Origin of the sequence: Streptomyces prunicolor, from assembly GCF_045162825.1 — a bacterium.
Classification (GTDB): domain Bacteria; phylum Actinomycetota; class Actinomycetes; order Streptomycetales; family Streptomycetaceae; genus Streptomyces; species Streptomyces prunicolor.
Window position 1 is genome coordinate 4,562,055 of sequence record NZ_CP108676.1, and the last position, 17,845, is coordinate 4,579,899.

At 70.4% G+C, this 17,845-nt stretch carries 19 protein-coding genes; 11 read left to right on the plus strand and 8 right to left on the minus strand.

Annotation, left to right across the window (positions count from 1 at the left end; all coding sequences use genetic code 11):
* Positions 1–31 precede the first annotated feature (31 nt).
* From OG588_RS20545 to mscL, 6 genes are all read left to right on the plus strand, one after another.
* Positions 32–1,612 (plus strand): potassium/proton antiporter, encoded by a 1,581-nt coding sequence (locus OG588_RS20545; RefSeq protein ID WP_405948564.1) that lies wholly within the window; start codon positions 32–34, stop codon positions 1,610–1,612.
* A 269-nt stretch (positions 1,613–1,881) separates the two neighbouring features.
* Positions 1,882–3,156: an MFS transporter gene (locus OG588_RS20550; RefSeq protein ID WP_405948565.1), complete on the plus strand. Its 1,275-nt coding sequence runs from the start codon at positions 1,882–1,884 to the stop codon at positions 3,154–3,156.
* Positions 3,157–3,226: 70 nt separating this feature from the next.
* Positions 3,227–3,556 carry an FmdB family zinc ribbon protein gene (locus OG588_RS20555; protein ID WP_366093510.1) on the plus strand — a complete coding sequence of 110 codons (330 nt, stop codon included), beginning with the start codon at positions 3,227–3,229 and terminating at the stop codon, positions 3,554–3,556.
* A 98-nt stretch (positions 3,557–3,654) separates the two neighbouring features.
* Complete coding sequence (locus OG588_RS20560; RefSeq protein ID WP_405948566.1) at positions 3,655–4,488, plus strand: S-methyl-5'-thioadenosine phosphorylase; 834 nt, start codon at positions 3,655–3,657, stop codon at positions 4,486–4,488.
* Positions 4,489–4,653: 165 nt separating this feature from the next.
* Positions 4,654–5,226 (plus strand): hypothetical protein, encoded by a 573-nt coding sequence (locus OG588_RS20565; RefSeq protein WP_405948567.1) that lies wholly within the window; start codon positions 4,654–4,656, stop codon positions 5,224–5,226.
* A 159-nt stretch (positions 5,227–5,385) separates the two neighbouring features.
* Entirely contained in the window at positions 5,386–5,847 is a 462-nt protein-coding gene (gene mscL, locus OG588_RS20570) for a large conductance mechanosensitive channel protein MscL (RefSeq protein WP_019057455.1), read from the plus strand.
* A gap of 62 nt (positions 5,848–5,909) precedes the next feature.
* Here mscL and OG588_RS20575 read toward each other — a convergent pair whose 3' ends face one another.
* Positions 5,910–6,086, minus strand: coding sequence for a hypothetical protein (locus tag OG588_RS20575; protein WP_405948568.1), 177 nt, complete (start codon positions 6,084–6,086; stop codon positions 5,910–5,912).
* A gap of 49 nt (positions 6,087–6,135) precedes the next feature.
* Here OG588_RS20575 and OG588_RS20580 point away from each other — a divergent pair, with 49 nt between their 5' ends.
* From OG588_RS20580 to OG588_RS20600, 5 genes are all read left to right on the plus strand, one after another.
* Positions 6,136–7,365, plus strand: coding sequence for a low temperature requirement protein A (locus tag OG588_RS20580; RefSeq protein ID WP_405948569.1), 1,230 nt, complete (start codon positions 6,136–6,138; stop codon positions 7,363–7,365).
* A gap of 103 nt (positions 7,366–7,468) precedes the next feature.
* Positions 7,469–7,789, plus strand: coding sequence for a hypothetical protein (locus OG588_RS20585; RefSeq protein ID WP_405948570.1), 321 nt, complete (start codon positions 7,469–7,471; stop codon positions 7,787–7,789).
* 301 nt (positions 7,790–8,090) lie between these two features.
* The gene (locus OG588_RS20590; RefSeq protein ID WP_405948571.1) at positions 8,091–9,119 is read left to right on the plus strand and encodes a P1 family peptidase; all 1,029 of its coding nucleotides are present in this window, start codon (positions 8,091–8,093) and stop codon (positions 9,117–9,119) included.
* A 242-nt stretch (positions 9,120–9,361) separates the two neighbouring features.
* Positions 9,362–10,588 (plus strand): Ig-like domain-containing protein, encoded by a 1,227-nt coding sequence (locus OG588_RS20595; protein ID WP_405948572.1) that lies wholly within the window; start codon positions 9,362–9,364, stop codon positions 10,586–10,588.
* Between the two features lie 157 nt (positions 10,589–10,745).
* Positions 10,746–11,492 carry a DUF6227 family protein gene (locus OG588_RS20600; RefSeq protein WP_405948573.1) on the plus strand — a complete coding sequence of 249 codons (747 nt, stop codon included), beginning with the start codon at positions 10,746–10,748 and terminating at the stop codon, positions 11,490–11,492.
* Positions 11,493–11,502: 10 nt separating this feature from the next.
* On the opposite strand, the gene OG588_RS20605 is transcribed toward OG588_RS20600, so the two are convergent.
* The 7 genes from OG588_RS20605 to OG588_RS20635 all read right to left on the minus strand — a co-directional run bounded on the left by OG588_RS20605 (position 11,503) and on the right by OG588_RS20635 (position 17,382).
* On the minus strand, positions 11,503–11,757 hold the full coding sequence (locus tag OG588_RS20605; RefSeq protein ID WP_405948574.1) for a hypothetical protein: 255 nt from the start codon (positions 11,755–11,757) through the stop codon (positions 11,503–11,505).
* A gap of 126 nt (positions 11,758–11,883) precedes the next feature.
* Positions 11,884–13,956 (minus strand): fructose-specific PTS transporter subunit EIIC, encoded by a 2,073-nt coding sequence (locus tag OG588_RS20610; protein WP_405948575.1) that lies wholly within the window; start codon positions 13,954–13,956, stop codon positions 11,884–11,886.
* Between the two features lie 142 nt (positions 13,957–14,098).
* Positions 14,099–15,046: a 1-phosphofructokinase gene (gene pfkB / locus OG588_RS20615; RefSeq protein WP_405948576.1), complete on the minus strand. Its 948-nt coding sequence runs from the start codon at positions 15,044–15,046 to the stop codon at positions 14,099–14,101.
* Positions 15,043–15,804 carry a DeoR/GlpR family DNA-binding transcription regulator gene (locus OG588_RS20620; RefSeq protein ID WP_019057446.1) on the minus strand — a complete coding sequence of 254 codons (762 nt, stop codon included), beginning with the start codon at positions 15,802–15,804 and terminating at the stop codon, positions 15,043–15,045. The genes pfkB and OG588_RS20620 overlap by 4 nt, the downstream gene beginning before the upstream one ends.
* A gap of 141 nt (positions 15,805–15,945) precedes the next feature.
* Entirely contained in the window at positions 15,946–16,422 is a 477-nt protein-coding gene (locus OG588_RS20625; RefSeq protein ID WP_405948577.1) for a hypothetical protein, read from the minus strand.
* Between the two features lie 73 nt (positions 16,423–16,495).
* Positions 16,496–17,233, minus strand: a complete 738-nt coding sequence (locus OG588_RS20630; RefSeq protein ID WP_405948578.1) for a Crp/Fnr family transcriptional regulator — start codon at positions 17,231–17,233, stop codon at positions 16,496–16,498.
* Positions 17,234–17,235: 2 nt separating this feature from the next.
* Positions 17,236–17,382, minus strand: coding sequence for a hypothetical protein (locus OG588_RS20635; RefSeq protein ID WP_405948579.1), 147 nt, complete (start codon positions 17,380–17,382; stop codon positions 17,236–17,238).
* Positions 17,383–17,845: the final 463 nt, after the last annotated feature.

Consider the following 17,845-nt stretch of genomic DNA (forward strand, 5'->3'; position numbering starts at 1 on the left):
AGTTAGGTAAGGTAACGAAGTACTTGGATGCATGGCGCCGCAGCCTCGCGTCCCCTGTACATGTGCTGCCGCCCTGTACGCGCGTCAGCCGAGGAAGGGAAGGCCACTGACTGTCCACCACCTCGACCAGCTGCTGCTCGTCTGCTCGCTCGTCCTGCTCGTCGCCGTCGCGGCGGTCCGGATCTCCTCGCGCAGCGGGCTCCCCAGCCTGCTCGTGTACCTGGGGATCGGCGTCGCCATGGGCCAGGACGGCGTCGGCGACATCCACTTCGACAACGCCGAGCTGACCCAGGTCATCGGATACGCGGCCCTGGTCGTGATCCTGGCCGAAGGCGGCCTCGGCACGAAGTGGAAGGAGGTCAGGCCGGTCCTGTCCTCCGCCGCCACGCTGGCGCTGGCGGGAGTGGCGGTGAGCGTCGGCGTCACAGCCGCGGGCGCGCACTACCTGGTCGGCCTGGAGTGGCGGCAGGCGCTCATCATCGGAGCGGTGGTGTCCTCGACGGACGCGGCAGCGGTCTTCTCCGTGCTGCGCAGAATCCCCCTCCCCGCGCGCGTGACGGGCACCTTGGAGGCCGAATCCGGCTTCAACGACGCTCCGGTGGTCATCCTGGTCGTCGCCTTCTCCACGGCGGGCCCCGTCGAGCACTGGTACATGCTGGTGGCCGAGATAGCCCTGGAGCTGGCCATCGGCGCGGCCATCGGCCTCGCGGTGGGCTGGCTCGGCTCCTGGGGGATGCGGCACGTGGCGCTGCCCGCCTCCGGCCTCTACCCGATCGCCGTCATGGCGATCGCGCTCACCGCGTACGCCACGGGCGCCCTGGCGCACGGCAGTGGCTTCCTGGCCGTCTATCTCGCCTCGATGGTGCTCGGCAACGCCAAGCTGCCCCACTGGCCCGCCACGCGCGGTTTCGCCGACGGGCTCGGCTGGATCGCCCAGATCGGCATGTTCGTCCTGCTCGGCCTGCTGGTCACCCCGCACGAGCTGGGGGACGACGTGTGGCCCGCGCTCATCATCGGCCTGGTGCTGACGATGGTGGCCCGGCCGCTCAGCGTGGTGGTGAGCCTCACGCCGTTCCGGGTCCCCTGGCAGGAGCAGACCCTCATGTCCTGGGCCGGACTGCGCGGCGCCGTGCCCATCATCCTGGCGACGATCCCCATGGTGAACGGCGTCGAAGGCAGTCGCCGCATCTTCAACATCGTCTTCGTCCTGGTCGTCGTCTACACCCTCATCCAGGGGCCGACGCTGCCCTGGCTGGCCCGCAAGCTGAAGCTGGGCGAGGGGGCGGAGGCCGCCGACCTCGGCATCGAATCGGCGCCCCTGGAGCGGCTGCGCGGGCATCTGCTGTCCGTCGCGATCCCCGGGGAGTCGAAGATGCACGGCGTCGAGGTCAACGAGCTCAGGCTGCCGGCCGGGGCCGCGGTCACCCTCGTCGTACGCGACGGAAAATCGTTTGTTCCGTTGCCTTCCACGGTCCTGCGGCGCGGTGACGAGCTCCTCGTGGTCGCCACGGACCCCGTCCGGGACGCGGCCGAGCAGCGGCTGCGCGCGGTGGGCCACGGCGGCAAGCTGGCGGGGTGGCTGGGCACGGACGGCGCGGGCGCCAGTCGTTAAGGGCATGTTTCGTACGGTTCACATGTTCACCAATCGCAGATGAACGCGCGCGTGGTGCCCATTTTCACAGGCTCACCGGGTCTGATCACCTGTACGATGAAGGCACATTCTGATCGAACCAACTCTGCCTGACGCAGTGCTGGCGCGACCGTATGGCGGCCGAATCCCTCTCCGCGTGGGCACCGGTATCTACCGCAGTTCCGCGCAAGAGGACAGTGCTCGGCTCCCCCGCACGGGGCGCGCTACCAGGTGGCAGAAAGGCACGGGCCGTGGCATCCACGGTCACCTCCCGCCCGGGATCACGTCCTGGATACGGGCAGCTGCTGCACACGCGTGGCGCCTGGACGTTCCTGCTCCCCGGCTTCGCGGCACGCCAGCCGTTCGCGATGCTCACCATCTCCATCGTGCTGCTGGTGCAGCACACCACCGGCTCCTACGGCGTGGCGGGCGCCGCAGCGGCCGTCACCGGCGTCTCCATGGCCCTGTTCGCGCCCTACAGCGGACGCCTGGCCGACCGCTACGGACAGCGGACCGTGCTGCTCCCCGGCGTCCTGGTGCACACCCTGTCGGGCCTCACGTTCACAGCGCTCGCGCTCGGCCACGCACCCCTGTGGGCGCTGTTCGTGGCGGCCGTGCCGACCGGTGCCTCGGTGCCGCAGATCGGGCCCATGGTGCGCGCCCGCTGGGGTGTGAAGCTCCAGGACTCGCCCCTCATGACGACCGCCGCGGCCTTCGAGTCCGTCACCGACGAACTGACCTTCGTCTTCGGCCCGCTGCTCGCGACCGCCCTGTGCACCGCCGTGAACCCGGCCGCGGGCCTGATCACGGAGGCCGCGCTCACCCTCGTCGGCGGTCTGCTGTTCGCCGCCCAGAAGGGCACCCAGCCCAAGGTGGCCGCCGTCGGGCACGCACGCGTGGAGCACGTTTCCGCGCTGAGCATCCCCGGGGTGCGCGTACTGATCGTGACCTTCCTGGGCATCGGTTCCGTCTTCGGCGGAATGCAGGTCTCCCTGGCCGCCTTCAGCGAGTCGATCGGCGAACCCGGCCTGAACGGCGTCCTGTACGGCACGTTCGCCGCCGGCAACATGCTCTCCGGGATCGTCTGCGGTGCCGTCGCCTGGAAGGTCGCGCCGCAGCGCCGCCTCCTGGTCGCCTACGCGGCCCTCGCGCTGACCGCGTCCGCCCTGTGGACCGCCCACTCGGTGCTGTTCCTGGCCGCCCTCGGTCTCCTGGTCGGCATGTGCATCGCGCCCGCCCTGATCACCGGTTACACCCTGGTCGAGGGTCTCGTCCCGGCGGGCGCCCGCACCGAGGCCTTCACCTGGCTGACCGGCGCGGTCGCCCTCGGCCAGGCCGCCGCCGTCACGGTCGCCGGACAGCTGGAGGACCGCCTGTGGGGCGGCGCCGGATTCCTGGCCCCGATGGTCGGCACGGTGCTCGCCCTGGGGACCCTGGTCGCCCTGCGGTCACGCCTCGCGACCCGGCCCCGCAGCCGTACCGTGGCACGTGGCGTCGGTCACCGCGTGCCGGTGGCAGTGGACTGATCCCCGGGAATAGGTCAGTATGGACGCTCGTTAGCACTCATTGAGTGAGAGTGCCAGGAGGAAGACAACAGTGCCGACCTACCAGTATCAGTGCACCGAGTGCGGCGAGGGCCTCGAGGCGGTGCAGAAGTTCACCGACGACGCCCTGACCGAGTGCCCCAACTGCGGTGGCCGCCTGAAGAAGGTGTACTCCGCGGTCGGCATTGTCTTCAAGGGCTCCGGTTTCTACCGGAACGACAGCCGCGGCTCCTCGTCGAGCAGCTCGCCTGCCACCGCGAAGCCGTCGACGTCCTCGGACTCGAAGCCGTCCACCCCGTCGACCACTTCGTCGTCCTCGGACTCGAAGTCGAAGTCGTCGAGCTCGGGCTCCTCGTCCGGCAGTAACAGCTCCGCCGCGTAGGACTTTTCCGCGGGACCCTGTCGTCGTACGACGACAGGGTCTTCGGCGTTTTCAGAGCCGCTTCCTACGCCTTTTCGACGGCGGCTAGGGTGCTGGCCATGGCGAACGCAGAGATCGGCGTAATCGGTGGCTCCGGGTTCTACTCGTTCCTCGACAATGTGACCGAGATCCAGGTGGACACCCCCTACGGACCGCCCAGCGACTCCCTGTTCCTCGGCGAGATCGCCGGCCAGCGGGTCGCGTTCCTGCCCCGGCACGGTCGCGGCCACCATCTGCCGCCGCACCGCATCAACTACCGGGCCAACCTCTGGGCGTTGCGCTCCGTCGGGGTGCGCCAGGTCCTCGGCCCGTGCGCGGTGGGCGGGCTGCGCCCCGAGTACGGGCCGGGCACCCTGCTGGTGCCGGACCAGCTGGTGGACCGCACGAAGTCCCGGACGGGCACCTACTTCGACGGCCTCCCGCTGCCCGACGGCGCGGTGCCGAACGTGGTGCACGTGTCCCTGGCCGACCCCTACTGCCCCACCGGCCGGACGGCCGCGCTGAAGGCGGCGCGGGGGCGGGACTGGGAACCCGTGGACGGCGGCACGCTCGTGGTGATCGAGGGGCCGCGCTTCTCGACCCGCGCCGAGTCGTTGTGGCACCAGGCACAGGGCTGGTCGGTGGTCGGCATGACCGGCCACCCCGAGGCGGCACTCGCCCGTGAACTGGAGCTCTGCTACTCCTCGTTGACCCTGGTCACCGACCTCGACGCGGGCGCCGAGACCGGCGAAGGCGTCTCCCACGACGAGGTGCTGCGGGTGTTCGCGGCCAACGTGGACCGGCTGCGGGGCGTGCTGTTCGACACGGTGGCCGCGCTGCCGGAGAGCGAGGCACGGGGCTGCCTGTGCGCGAACTCGCTGGGCGGGATGGATCCGGGCTTCGAGCTGCCGTAGCCGCCGTGCCGGAGGGGACGGCGAGGGCTTCCTGACGGCGGAACTTCCCGTTCGGGTGAGGAGGTTGTCCACAACCGGCGGGTAACACACGGGCTCCGGCATGCCTCGGCGGATTGCCGCATCGTGGGACCGCAAGCCGATCCCTCGTCGCAGGTGGTGGTCCCCATGTCCCTCTCCCCTCCGTCCTTTCCCGGCCCGTTGGGCACCGATTCCTTTCCGCGCCCGTTGGGCACCGACGCTCCGCCCACGTGCGAGGTGCCGCACTTCGCGCCGGTGCGGGTGCGCGGCGGTCGCCACCAGCTGCGCCGGCTGCTACGGCACCGGAGGCGGGCCGTGGCCGCGGGGCTCGCGCTGACCGCCGCCGCGCTCGTGGCGGCCGGCCCGCGTGATGCCGCGGAGGCACGGCACAGCGAGCGGCCTCGCGGGCACCCGGTGGCCGATCCGGTACGGCAGCGCCGGGCGGTGGAGTGGGTGTCGGCGCCGGTGCGGATCGCGGACGCCGGTACGGTCCGGCTGCTGCGGGCCGGCGACCGGGTCGATGTGATCGCCGCCGAGGAGTCGGCGCCGGGCGGTGACGTCCAGGTGGTCGCGCGCGGGGCGCGGGTGACGAAGGTGCCCGAGCCGCTCGAAGTGGCGGACGGTGGCGGGGCGTTGGTGGTGCTGTCGGTGGAGCGCTCCACGGCGGCGCGGCTGGCCGGCGCGAGCGCCACGGCACGGCTGGCGGTGACACTGTGGTGAACCGTGCGCTCCGTGCCGTGATCCGGGTCTTCCGTCGCCTGTGCGAATTCGTGTCAAGTCCCTCGTTGGAGTTACTGAATTGGACAGGGCGGCCGGGCCTTGACGTAGGTTGCGGAGCTGTTGGTTCCACACCCTGCACGTGCGAGAAGAGGCTCCGAGTTGAGCGAGAAGAAGAAGGAATCGGGCGTCTGGCAGGGCTTCAAGGCCTTCCTGATGCGCGGGAACGTCGTCGATCTGGCAGTCGCGGTCGTCATCGGCGCCGCCTTCACGAACATCGTCAACTCGGTGGTGAAGGGGATCATCAACCCGCTCGTCGGGGCGATCGGCACACAGAACCTGGACACCTACAGCTCATGTCTGAGCAGCAGTTGCTCGGGCGACAAGGGCATCCAGCTGATGTGGGGCTCCGTCCTGGGAGCCGCCCTCAGCTTCGTGATCACCGCGGCGGTCGTCTACTTCCTGATGGTCCTGCCGATGTCGAAGTACCTGGCCCGCGCGGAGGCCCAGCGCAAGGCCAAGGAGGGCACGCAGGAGGTCATCGAGATCACCGAGCTGGAGGTGCTCAAGGAGATCCGCGACGCGCTCGTCGCACAGCGCGGCGAGGGACACCGGGAGCCGTAGCCGAGGGCTCGGCTGCGGCCGACGGCTCAGGCGTGGCCGAGGGGTCAGGCGCGGCCGACGGGTCAGATGTGGTGGGGCGGCTTCTCGTCGAGGAAGCGCTGCAGGTCGGCCGCGCTGTCACCCTCGGGCCGCTCGCCCCACCCGCGGTCCGTGTCGTCCGAGGACGGCCGGCTCAGCGGGTCGTCGAAGACCAGCGCGGGCTTCGGATCGCGCGGCTCGGGGGCGGTGGGAGTACTCATGCCTCCAGGGTACGGCGCCCGGCCGACGTCATCTGCTGTGCTTGGCCCCATGACGTCCGAGACTCACAGCCCCCCGCGCCCCCTACGGCCCCTGCGCCCGCTCACCGCCCGAGGCCGGGACGAGCCGCACCGGGTCGCCTCGCCGCTGGAGCTGTTCTTCGACCTGTGTTTCGTCGTGGCCATCGCACAGGCGGGCCTCCAGCTGGCGCACGCCGTCGCGGAGGGGCACACGGGCGAGGGCGTACTGAACTACGCGATGCAGTTCTTCTCGATCTGGTGGGCCTGGATGAACTTCTCCTGGTTCGCCTCTGCCTACGACAACGACGACGTGCTGTACCGGGTCGTGACGCTGGTGCAGATCGCCGGCGTCCTGGTCCTCGCAGCCGGAGTCTCACGGGCCTTCGACCAGCACGACTACGTGGTCGTCTGGCTCGGCTACCTGATCATGCGACTGGCGATGGCCGCGCAGTGGCTGCGGGCGGCGAAGGACACCGCGGGCCCGGAGCGGACGATGGCATTGCGGTACGCGGGCGGCGTGCTGCTCTGCATGGTCGGCTGGACCGGCCTGGTGGTCCTGCCGGAACCGGCCCGAGGCTGGGTGTTCCTCGTGATGGTGATCGCCGAGCTGTGCGTGCCGCGCTACGCGGAGAAGGACTTCCCTACGCCGTGGCATCCGCACCACATCTCGGAACGGTACGGGCTGTTCACGATCATCGTGCTGGGCGAGACGATCGCGGCGGCGACGGTCGCCGTGAAGTCGGGGGTGGACGAGCACGACGCGCTGGGCGAGTTGCTGCCCATCGCTGCGGGCGGGCTGCTGATCGTGTTCGCCGCCTGGTGGATCTACTTCGTGGTGCCGATCCACGGCCACCTTCGCTCCAACAAACAGGCGTTCCTCTGGGGTTACGGCCACTACCTGATCTTCGCGTCGGCGGCCACGATCGGCGCGGGCCTGGAGGTGGCGGTCACGCAGGCGATCGGCAAGGCACACATCTCCACGCTGGCCGCGTCCGCCGCCGTGACCCTGCCGACGGCGCTGTACCTGCTCAGCGTCTGGGCACTCCACGCCCGCCACTACAAGGTGGGCATCGCCCAGCAACTGGTCCTTCCGTTGGCCGCGTTGCTGGTGATCTGCTGCACGTTCCTGGGCCACTGGGCAGTGCTCGCGGCGGGCCTGGTGTCGGCACTGACGGTGGCGGTCGGGGTGAAACTGACCGCGCGGAGGGCTGCCGGCGGGTCCGGGGGAAGCAGGGCTGGAGTGGAGGCGGCGGTGGAGTGACTGCGGCTGGGGCGGTGGAGCGCGGTGGACCGGCCTCAGCTCGGGCGGCGAAGTGCGGTGGGCCGGCCTCGGCGGGGGCGGCGAAGTGCGCTGAACTGGCTGGGTGCGGTGGGCTGGACGGGACTGGGTCGGCCGCGTGCGGTGGGCGGACCGGTGCGGCAACGGCAACGGCAACGGCAACGCACGCTGGCAGGAGGATCGCCACAGCGACGACAACAGGCGACGATCCGACCGCCGGTGCGACAGCCACACGCACTGGGCCGACTGCCGGCGGGTCAACCAGGCGCACTGGACCCACCGCCACCGGATCAGTCACGTGCGTTGGACCACCTGGCCCGGGATCAGCCACGCGCGCCGGCCCAACTGCCCTCGGGTCAGCGGCGTGTGCGGGACCCACTACCACCGGATCAGCCATGTGCGCTGAACCACTTACTCCCGGATCAGGCACGCGCGCCCGCCCAGCTGCCCCCGAATCCGCGGCGCGTGTTGAGCCGACCGCCCCCGGATCCGCAGCGCGTGCTGAGCCGACCGCCCCCGGTTCCGCCACCCACACTGACCCGACCCACCCCATCACCACCACCGAAACAAGCGCCGAAACAACCGCCGACACCCAGCCGACCCCCATCGAAACAGCTGGCCAAGCCGGGCCGAACGTCCCCGGATCAGCGGTGCGTACCGTGCCGGGCGTCGCCGGATCAGGGGCTCGCTGGGCAAGACTGAGCTCCATGACAGTTGACGCGTTGACGGATGTTGCCGGGGTGCGGGTGGGCCATGCGACGCGGTCGGGGGACGGTTGGCTCACCGGTACCACCGTCGTGCTCGCGCCGGAGGGCGGGGCGGTGGCCGCCGTGGATGTGCGCGGTGGTGGACCCGGTACCAAGGAGACTGACGCGCTCGACCCGCGCAACCTGGTGCAGCGGGTGGACGCGATCGTGCTGACCGGCGGCAGCGCGTACGGGCTCGACGCCGCGTCCGGGGTGATGGCCTGGCTGGAGGAGCAGGGGCGTGGGGTACGGGTGGGCGTGGATCCGGCGCACGTCGTGCCGGTGGTGCCCGCGGCCTGTGTCTTCGACCTGGGGCGGGGTGGGGACTTCAAGGCCAGGCCGGACGCGGCCACCGGGCGGGCCGCGGTCGAGGCCGCCGCGATCAGCGGGCCCGGGGGGCGGGTGCGCGAGGGATGTGTGGGCGCCGGTACGGGGGCGGTGGTCGGGCCGTTGAAGGGCGGGATCGGGACCGCGAGCATCGTGCTGGAGTCAGGGATCACGGTGGCGGCGCTGGTGGTGGCCAACGCGGCGGGGTCGGCGACAGACCCCGAAACGGGCGTGCTGTACGGGGAGTTGTTCCAGGGGCGGGTGGAGTATCCCGAGCCGCACGTCCACGAGGCAGCCCAACTGCGCCTCACCGAGGCCGCCGAGAAGAACGCGCCGCCCCCGCTGAACACCACGCTCGTGGTGGTCGCCACGGACGCCGAACTCACCAAGGCGCAGGCCCAGAAGGTGGCGGGCACGGCGCACGACGGCATCGCGCGAGCCGTACGACCGGTACATCTCCTGAACGACGGTGACACGGTGTTCACGCTCGCCACCGGAACCCGCCCGCTCGACGCCGAGAACCCCCTCGCCCTCAACGAGGTCCTCGCGGCCGGCGCGGAGGTCGTAACCCGCGCGATCGTCCGCGCGGTACGCGCCGCCGAGCCGGTGGACGGGCCGGGCGGAACGTGGCCGTCGTACGAGGAGTTGTACGGGAGACGGTAGGCATCCTCCAGCAACCCCCCACCCGCCGTTGGCCGCTGAGCCGACCCGGCGTGCAGGCGAGACGCGAACGCGCACCCCACACCCCGCCCCGCCCCAGACGCCGCCCCCGCTTATGTCCCGGTTCTGTCACCGGACGGCGTCCATGAAGAACGCCGGGAACCCGCACGGGGGTGCGAAGCCTCTTTGTCCACGCATCGCAGCGGATCACGCATCACGTACATCACACGAACCTGGAGCAGCCCGTGGCAACGCCGGACATAGCAGCGCGGCGCGTACTGGGGGCCATCGCCGCCCTGGTGGTCGGCACCCTCACCCTCAGCGCGTGCGGTGGCAACGCCAGCGCGGACGCCAACACCGACAACAAGGGCGGCAGCAACGCGACCGCCAAGACGTCGACCGCGAAGATCACCATCTCCGCCAAGGACGGCGCGACGAACGCGTCCATCAACTCCACCGGCGTGAAGGTCAGCGACGGCAAGTTGACCGACGTGAAGATGACGGTCTCCGGGTCGGGGGAGGCCGTGGACGGTGCGATATCCGCCGACGGCGGGAGCTGGAAGCCGAAGGAGCAGTTGGAGCGCGGGACCAAGTATCAGATATCGGCCACCGCGAAGGATGACAACGGCAAGACCGCCGCCGCCAACTCCATCTTCACGACCGTCACTTCGAGCAACAGCTTCATCGGGACGTACACCCCGGACAACGGGACGACGGTCGGTGTCGGGATGCCGGTGTCGTTCAACTTCGACAAGGTGATCAGCGACAAGAAGGCCGTGCAGTCGCACATCACGGTGACGTCCAGCAGCGGACAGCAGGTCGTGGGGCACTGGTTCGGGACGCAGCGGCTCGACTTCCGGCCGCAGGAGTACTGGAAGGCCGGTTCCAAGGTCACGATGAAGATCGACCTGGACGGCGTGCAGGGCGCGAACGGCGTCTACGGCGTGCAGAAGAAGACGGTCACCTTCACCATCGGGCGCTCGCAGGTGTCCACCGTCGACGTCAACACGCAGACCATGACGGTCGTACGGGACGGACAGACCTACAAGTCGCTCCCGATCTCCTCGGGCAGCCCGGAACACACCACGTACAACGGGCAGATGGTGATCTCCGAGAAGTTCACGCAGACGCGGATGAACAGCCAGACGGTCGGTCTGGGCGGGGAGTACGACATCCCGGACGTGCCGCACGCGATGCGCCTGACCACATCGGGGACGTTCATCCACGGCAACTACTGGTACAACAAGTCCAATCCGCCCTTCGGGCAGACGGGCACCAGCCACGGCTGCGTCGGACTCGCGGACGTACAGGGCGCGCAGGGTGCGACGAACGCCAAGTGGTTCTACGACAATTCACTCATCGGGGACGTCGTGATCGTGAAGAACTCCCCCGACAAGACGGTCGCCCCGGACAACGGGCTCAACGGCTGGAACCTCGGGTGGAGCGAGTGGACCGCCGGAAGTGCCGCCTGACCGGCGGGTTTTGACGGAACTTCGGGCCGCGCGGGAACATCTCGCGCGGCCCGCGCGTTTTCCGGGCAGACGTTTTCTCGGTTCACAGACATGATGTCCGACCGAGGGGCTACGGTATGCACCCACAAGGTGACATGCAGCAACGCCGGGAGAAGCCTTGAGCGTTCCGTACGACACGGCAGCGTACGAACAACCCGAGTCGCCCGAGTCTCCGGAGGAGCATCTCGCGCGACTCCTCGGCCGTGCCCTGAACTCCTTCGAGTTGCCGGACGAGACCATAAGGCGTCTCGACTGCGCGCTGGCGCACGACAGTTCGCTGCACTCCGCGCACCACAGCGCGGGCCTGCACCGGGAGACGTACCGGCACACATGGCTGCTCGCGGACGGCGCGGCGCTCACTCTCTGGGAGCTCGTCCACAACACGGTGCTGGGCCGCGACACCCAGCACGAGGTGTACGTCGACGAGGAAGAGCTGCGCACCGCGACCGTGCGCCTGCCGCTGCCGCCGGACACCCCGGACTTCGAACTGCCGGTGCTGGTGCAGCTGTCGCCGATCCCGGAGCCCCGGCACACGTACGTGGCGGACGACTCCGCGGACCACGCGCGCAGGTTATTGCGCCGCGCGGAGAACGCGGACCGCCCGGACGCGGAGACGGCAGCCCTGCTGGAGTCGGCGTTCGCGCACCAGATCACACAGGCCTTCGGCCGCCCGTTCCGAGCGGGCCGTGCAGCGCTGTGCTTCTCGCTCTACGAGCACGCGTTCCTGCTGTGCGACGGCGCGGAGATCTCCCTGTGGGAGGTCGAGCACACGGCGACGCCTGACGGGCGGCACATGTGTGAGGTGTACGTCAGCGAGGACGCGGCCCGCGACGCGATGGAACGGCGAGCCGCGCAGGTCTTCTGAACGGGAAGCATCAACGCCCGTCGCTGAGCTGTCGTACCAGACCCGCGAAGGCGTCGTGCTCCGCCGGGGTCAGTTCGACGGACTCGCGGTGGGGGGCGCTGTCCCGCTGGTTCGGGAGGCCGTGGAGCGGGTGGGCCGGGTGCCACGCGGTGGGCTCGGCGAGGGAGCGGCGCAGGACACGCGTCAGGCCGAACACCCAGACGACACTCGCCAGGGCGAGGACGGCCACACCGGTCAGCTGGAGGATCGAGACGTGCTCAGGCATGCGTTCCAGTAGACACCACGGTCCGGGACCGTGGTCCCGGACCGTGACGTATCTCGCAGTTGCCGTGAACACCTCACGGCGGCCCAAAAGAGGCCAGACATCGGCCAGACAGAGGCCGGCAAGCGGCTATGCGGCGACCGGCTGCTTCGGCTCCGCCGCCGGGGCGGCTATGTCCTCCGGCGCTCCGGGGGCCGTACCGCCGACGGACTGCTTGCGCATTCCCTTCAGTACGACGACCAGGCCCGCCGTGACGCACATACCGACCGCGATGGCGATCAGGTAGAAGAACGCGTGGCCGATCAGCGGGACCACGAAGATGCCGCCGTGCGGGGCTCGCAGGGTCGCGCCGAAGGCCATCGACAGGGAGCCGGTGATCGCGCCGCCCACCATCGAGGACGGGATGACGCGCAGCGGGTCGGCCGCCGCGAACGGGATCGCGCCCTCGGAGATGAACGAGGCGCCCAGGACCCAGGCGGCCTTGCCGTTCTCGCGCTCGGTCTCGGTGAAGAGCTTGCCGCGCACGGTGGTCGCCAGGGCCATCGCCAGCGGCGGGACCATGCCGGCCGCCATGACCGCGGCCATGATCTTCATCGCCGAGTCACTGGGGTTCGAGACCGCGATGCCCGCCGTGGCGAAGGTGTACGCGACCTTGTTGACCGGGCCGCCGAGGTCGAAGCACATCATCAGGCCGAGCAGGGCGCCCAGCAGGATGGCGTTCGAGCCGCTGAGGCCGTTCAGCCAGTCGGTCATGCCCTTCTGCGCCGAGGCGATCGGCTTCCCGATGACCACGAACATCAGGAACCCGACGATCGCCGTGGAGATCAGTGGGATCACCACCACCGGCATGATCCCGCGCACCGCCTTGGGGATCTTCACCTTCTGGATCGCCAGCACCACACCACCGGCGATCAGACCGGCGGCCAGACCGCCGAGGAAGCCCGCGTTGATGGTGGAGGCGATCATGCCGCCGACGAAGCCGGGCACCAGACCGGGCCGGTCCGCCATGCCGTAGGCGATGTAACCGGCCAGCACCGGGACCAGGAAGCCGAAGGCGACGGCGCCGATCTGGAACATCAGCGCGGCCCAGCTGTCGGTCTGCGTCCACACGAAGTGCTGCATGACCGAGGGCGCCGACTTGATCTCGTAGCCGCCGATCGCGAAGCCGAGGGCGATCAGCAGACCGCCCGCCGCGACGAACGGGACCATGTAACTGACGCCGGACATCAGCCACTTGCGCAGCATCGAGCCGTAGCCCTCGCCCGCCTCGCCGCCGCGCTCGACCGGGGTCGGCGCGGATCCGCCGGTGACCTCGCCGCGCTCCGCCTTGCCGCGGACCTCGGTGATCAGCTCGGCGGGACGGTTGATGCCCGCCTTCACGCCGACGTCGATGGTGGGCTTCCCGGCGAAGCGTTCCTTCTCCCGTACGGGCACGTCGTGGGCGAAGATCACGGCGTCCGCCGCCGCGATCACCGCCGGGTCGAGCCGGGTGAAACCGGCCGAGCCCTGCGGCTCCACGACGAGTTCGACACCGGCGTCACGGCCCGCGTTCTCCAGCGCCTCGGCCGCCATGTAGGTGTGCGCGATGCCGGTCGGGCAGGAGGTGACGGCGACGATACGGAACGGCTGCTCGTCGGCGCCGGTGTCCACAGCCGCCGTAGAAGCCGTGGAAGCTGTGGAGCCGTCTGCTGCCGAACTGCCCGTCGCGGCGCCGGCGGAGGCCGCCACCGGCGTCGCGACGGAGTCTGTGCCGCCCTCGGGTTCGTCGCCGCGGATCAGGGCCGCCGCGCTCTCCGCGTCGCCCACGGACCGCAGCGCGGAGGTGAACTCGGCGTTCATGAGCTGACGGGCCAGTGCGGAGAGGATCGTCAGGTGGGCGTCGTCGGCCCCGGCGGGCGCGGCGATCAGGAAGATCAGGTCGGCGGGGCCGTCGGGAGCGCCGAAGTCGACGCCCTCGGCGCTGCGCCCGAAGGCGAGCGACGGTTCGGTGACGTACTCGCTGCGGCAGTGCGGGATGCCGATGCCGCCGTCCAGGCCGGTCGGCATCTGCGCCTCGCGGGCGGCCACGTCGGCGAGGAAGCCGTCGAGGTCGGTGACCCGGCCCTGGGCGACCATGCGCTCGGCGAGGGCACGTGCCGCCGCCTCTTTGGTATCGGCGGACAGGTCGAGGTCGACCAGGTCCGCGGTGATCATCTCGCTCATCGCGGGCTCCTTCGCACGCGTATCGCCCGGCAACTGCCGTGGGCGGGGGTGGGGACGGGGACGGGGGTACTGCGGGACTGCCGGAAGGGGGCGGCCGTTAACAGGGAGCGGGGGCGGGCGGTCGTAGGGACCATGAGCGCGCTCATGTCACCGGCTCCGTCAGGACGCGGTCCACCGGGACGTCCGCCGTGACCGTCACCGCGGCCGGGTCCAGGTCGGCCGGGGTGGGCATCACGCTGCCGGGGAGCTGGACGGCGGCGGCGCCGTGGGCGACCGCCGAGGCCAGGGCTTCGGGGCCGTGGCCGCCGGCGATCAGGAAGCCGGCCAGCGAGGAGTCCCCCGCGCCGACATTGCTGCGTACGACGTCGACGCGCGCGCTGCCGAACCAGACACCGGAGCCGTCCACCAGCAGCTGCCCGTCCGCGCCGAGGCTGGCGAGGACGGCGCCGGCGCCCAACTCCCGTAGTTCTTCAGCCGCCTTGACCGCGTCGCCGACGGTGGCGAGCGGGCGGGAGACGGCCTCCGCGAGTTCCTCGGCGTTGGGCTTGACGACGTCGGGGCGTTCGCGCAGGGCCTCGATGAGCGCGGGGCCGGAGGTGTCCAGGGCGATACGGACGCCGGCGGCGTGCGCGCGGGCCACCAACTCGGCGTACCACGACGGCGCGAGGCCGCGCGGGAGGCTGCCGCAGCAGGCGATCCAGTCGGCGTCACGGGACTGCCGGCGAACCGTCTCCAGGAGCAACTCCTGTTCGGCGGCGGTCAGTTCGGGACCAGGGGCGTTGATCTTCGTGAGGACGCCGTCCGCCTCGGCGAGGGCGATGTTCGAGCGGGTGGCCCCGGCGACCGGGACCGGCGCGACCTCGATGCCCTGCGCGTCGAGCAGGTCCGCGACCAGCGCGCCCGGAGCGCCGCCCAGCGGCAGGACGGCGACCGTACGGCGGCCCGCGGCGGCGACCGCGCGGGAGACGTTGACGCCCTTGCCGCCCGGGTCCATGCGCTCGCCGGTGGCCCGTATGACCTCGCCGCGGTCCATCGAGGGGACCTCGTAGGTGCGGTCGAGGGACGGGTTCGGGGTGACGGTGAGGATCATGCGCGCACTACTTCCATGCCGCCGCGCTCCATGGCGGTGGCGTCTTCTGGGCTCAGCCCGCTGTCGGTGATCAGGAGGTCCACGTCGCTCAGGGCGCCGAAGCGGGCGAAGTGCTCCTGGCCGTGCTTGGCGGAGTCGGCGAGCAGCACCACGCGGCGGGCGGCGCCGACCGCCGCGCGCTTCACCGCGGCCTCGGCGAGGTCGGGGGTGGTCAGCCCGTGCCCGGCGGAGAAGCCGTTGGCCGCCACGAACACTACGTCCGCGCGGATCTCGCTGTACGCCCGCAGCGCCCAGGCGTCGACGGCAGCGCGCGTACGGTGCCGCACGCGCCCCCCGACGAGGTGGAGCTGCATGCCCGGGTGGTCCGCGAGGCGGGCCGCGATGGGCAGCGAGTGGGTGACGACGGTGAGCTCGGCCTCCAGCGGGATGATGCCCGCGAGGCGGGCGATCGTCGTACCGGCGTCGAGGATCACCGTGCCCTGCATCGGCAGCTCGGCGAGGGCCGCCTTGGCGATCCGGTCCTTCTCGTCGGCCGCCGTCGACTCGCGCTCGGCGAGGTCCGGCTCGAAGTCCAGCCGCCCGGCGGGTATGGCACCGCCGTGCACCCGGCGGACGAGTCCCGCGCGGTCGAGGGCCTTCAGATCCCGGCGGATCGTCTCCGCCGTGACCTGGAACTCCTCGGCCAGTGAGATCACGTCCACCCGACCGCCGTCACGGGCCAGCCGGAGGATCTCCTGCTGCCGCTCCGGTGCGTACATGTCCGTTCGCCTCCGACCTGTGCCCGAACTTGTGGTTTCGCTCGGAGGCTACGCCCGGATTTCCGGAAAGTAAACAGGTTCGGGCATGAGGTGGACATGAACGGGCAGATGGATCATTCCGGAGGCGGCCGCGGTGTGCGGTCAGCTGTGACGCAGGTCCTTGATCTTCTTCTCGGCGGCGAGGATGGCGCGCACCAGTTCACCCCGGGCGGCCTCCTGCCGCATGGCCTGGACGAGCTGGGCGTGGTGCTCCTGGACACCGATGTGTACGGCCGCGGGGTCGGGCTCGGGCAGAGCGGTGGCGACGTAGTCCTTCACACACTCGACGACCTTCGCCAGTTCGAGCCGGACGGCCTCGGTGTGGTCGGCTATTCCCTCGATCATGTTGCCGGTCCGGGAGATCTCCGCGAAGTCGTCGGCGACGCAGGGCTTGCGGGTGAGGCCGCACTGGGCCTTGTAGAGGTCGCCGAGCCACTCGGCCGGCTTGTCGAAGTCGGTGTTCGTCTCGTCCTTGCGGCGCATCTTCCGCGTCCAGGCGAAGACCTGCCTGTGATGCCGGTACATCAAGGCCCCGAGAAGGCCAGAGACGGCGGACACCAGGAAGGTGCTGGTCATCATGCGGTGATCCGTTCGGGGATGGAGCGCGAGCGGGGAGGGTGAACGGGGAGGGTGAACAGCGTGCCGGGCCGGGTCAGACCGCGTCGGCGAGGTGACGCAGCGCGTCGACGTCGTGGACCAGGAACCTGCGGTACCGGGCCTCGACGATCCCGTGGTAGCGCAGGGTGCGGAGCGCGTTCTCCGTTGTGGATACGGCGAGTTGGAGCGCGGCCGCGATGTCCTTCTGGCCCGGGCCGGTGATGGTGATGGCGGTGGAGCCCGTCCGCGGGTCGGGGGAGCCCGCGGTGTCGGCGAGATGCGCCAGCAGCCTGCTGGTGCGCTCCAAGGGCGGCCGGGTGGTCAGGGTGTAGACGAGTTCGTCGGTGCGGTTGCGGTCCTCGAGGCTGCGCAGGAGCGCGCGCCTGATCTTGGGCCTGCCGCCCAGCAGGACATTGAAGCGGTGCGCGCGGCAGGGGATGACCACGGTCCTGGTCAGGCACCGGGTGCGGACGGCGGAGTCGGAGGTGATGAGCTTGGCCTCGCCGACCAGTTGGCCGCCGCCCCGGAACCGCGTGACGGTGGGGGCACCGGCCCAGTCGCCGAGCGGGAAGCGGTCCTGTCGTACGACGCCGTCCCAGATCATGTACACGTTCCGGTCCTCGGAGCCCATCGGCAGGTACTCGTCCTGGCCGAAGCTGCGGCCCCGCAGGTCGTCCTGGAGCAGAAAGCGCCAGTCCTCGGCCGACAGGCGGCGCAGGAAGCTTCCCTCGGGCTTTTCCTCGTGGCCCATGAGAAGGTCGGTCGGCCGGTTGGTGTCGGCGGTCGAGGGCACGCTCACTCCCCCGCACCGGCGGCCGCGTCGGCGTGTGCACCGGCGCACACACCCTGAGGCGCGCGGTGGTGACGATGTGCCACGAGCAGGGTGCCGCGGGAGCCGCGGCGCGACAGCAGGAATATGCCGTCGTCGTTGACGGTACTCATCCAGTCCAGTCCTCTTGGCGGTTACGCAGGGGAACCCCGCTGGTCAGCGAGGCTCCGGGTGGTGGGTCCGGAACTTCCGGGAGGTACGGCACCGCCCGGCTGGTGAGGCCCGGCGGGTGGAAGCGGGTGGAAACAGTGACGCGGGACAGACGGTACCCCTCGCCACGAGCGAAGAGCCAGTCGTGTTTTCGATGGCGCCCGAAGAGAATGTAGATCGTTTCGGGAACCCCTGACGGCGGGGCTTTATTACAGAAGATCGCGGGCAATTCGAAGGGGAAAGAAATCACCCTTCACCCAAACATCGATCCCGGCCGAACCGGTTATCCGCACCCTCCCCAGGGGTGTGACGGAACGGTTCTCAGGTAGCCGGGATATGACACCCGCGCAAACCGGCGGCAAAAACGAGAGGCCCCAGGGCACCACCCCTAGGACCTCCCGAAATGGTCCGGACCCACCAAGGATC

Excerpts from the sequence above, each read along its gene's own strand:
- OG588_RS20580 (WP_405948569.1), top strand. The coding sequence starts at position 6,136 with ATGACGTCCGAGACTCACAGCCCCCCGCGCCCCCTACGGCCCCTGCGC.
- OG588_RS20590 (WP_405948571.1), top strand. The coding sequence starts at position 8,091 with ATGACAGTTGACGCGTTGACGGATGTTGCCGGGGTGCGGGTGGGCCAT.
- OG588_RS20565 (WP_405948567.1), top strand. The coding sequence starts at position 4,654 with ATGTCCCTCTCCCCTCCGTCCTTTCCCGGCCCGTTGGGCACCGATTCC.
- OG588_RS20545 (WP_405948564.1), top strand. The coding sequence starts at position 32 with ATGGCGCCGCAGCCTCGCGTCCCCTGTACATGTGCTGCCGCCCTGTAC.
- OG588_RS20605 (WP_405948574.1), bottom strand. The coding sequence starts at position 11,757 with ATGCCTGAGCACGTCTCGATCCTCCAGCTGACCGGTGTGGCCGTCCTC.
- OG588_RS20610 (WP_405948575.1), bottom strand. The coding sequence starts at position 13,956 with ATGAGCGAGATGATCACCGCGGACCTGGTCGACCTCGACCTGTCCGCC.
- pfkB (WP_405948576.1), bottom strand. The coding sequence starts at position 15,046 with ATGATCCTCACCGTCACCCCGAACCCGTCCCTCGACCGCACCTACGAG.
- OG588_RS20575 (WP_405948568.1), bottom strand. The coding sequence starts at position 6,086 with ATGAGTACTCCCACCGCCCCCGAGCCGCGCGATCCGAAGCCCGCGCTG.
- OG588_RS20560 (WP_405948566.1), top strand. The coding sequence starts at position 3,655 with ATGGCGAACGCAGAGATCGGCGTAATCGGTGGCTCCGGGTTCTACTCG.
- OG588_RS20620 (WP_019057446.1), bottom strand. The coding sequence starts at position 15,804 with ATGTACGCACCGGAGCGGCAGCAGGAGATCCTCCGGCTGGCCCGTGAC.
- OG588_RS20625 (WP_405948577.1), bottom strand. The coding sequence starts at position 16,422 with ATGATGACCAGCACCTTCCTGGTGTCCGCCGTCTCTGGCCTTCTCGGG.
- OG588_RS20635 (WP_405948579.1), bottom strand. The coding sequence starts at position 17,382 with ATGAGTACCGTCAACGACGACGGCATATTCCTGCTGTCGCGCCGCGGC.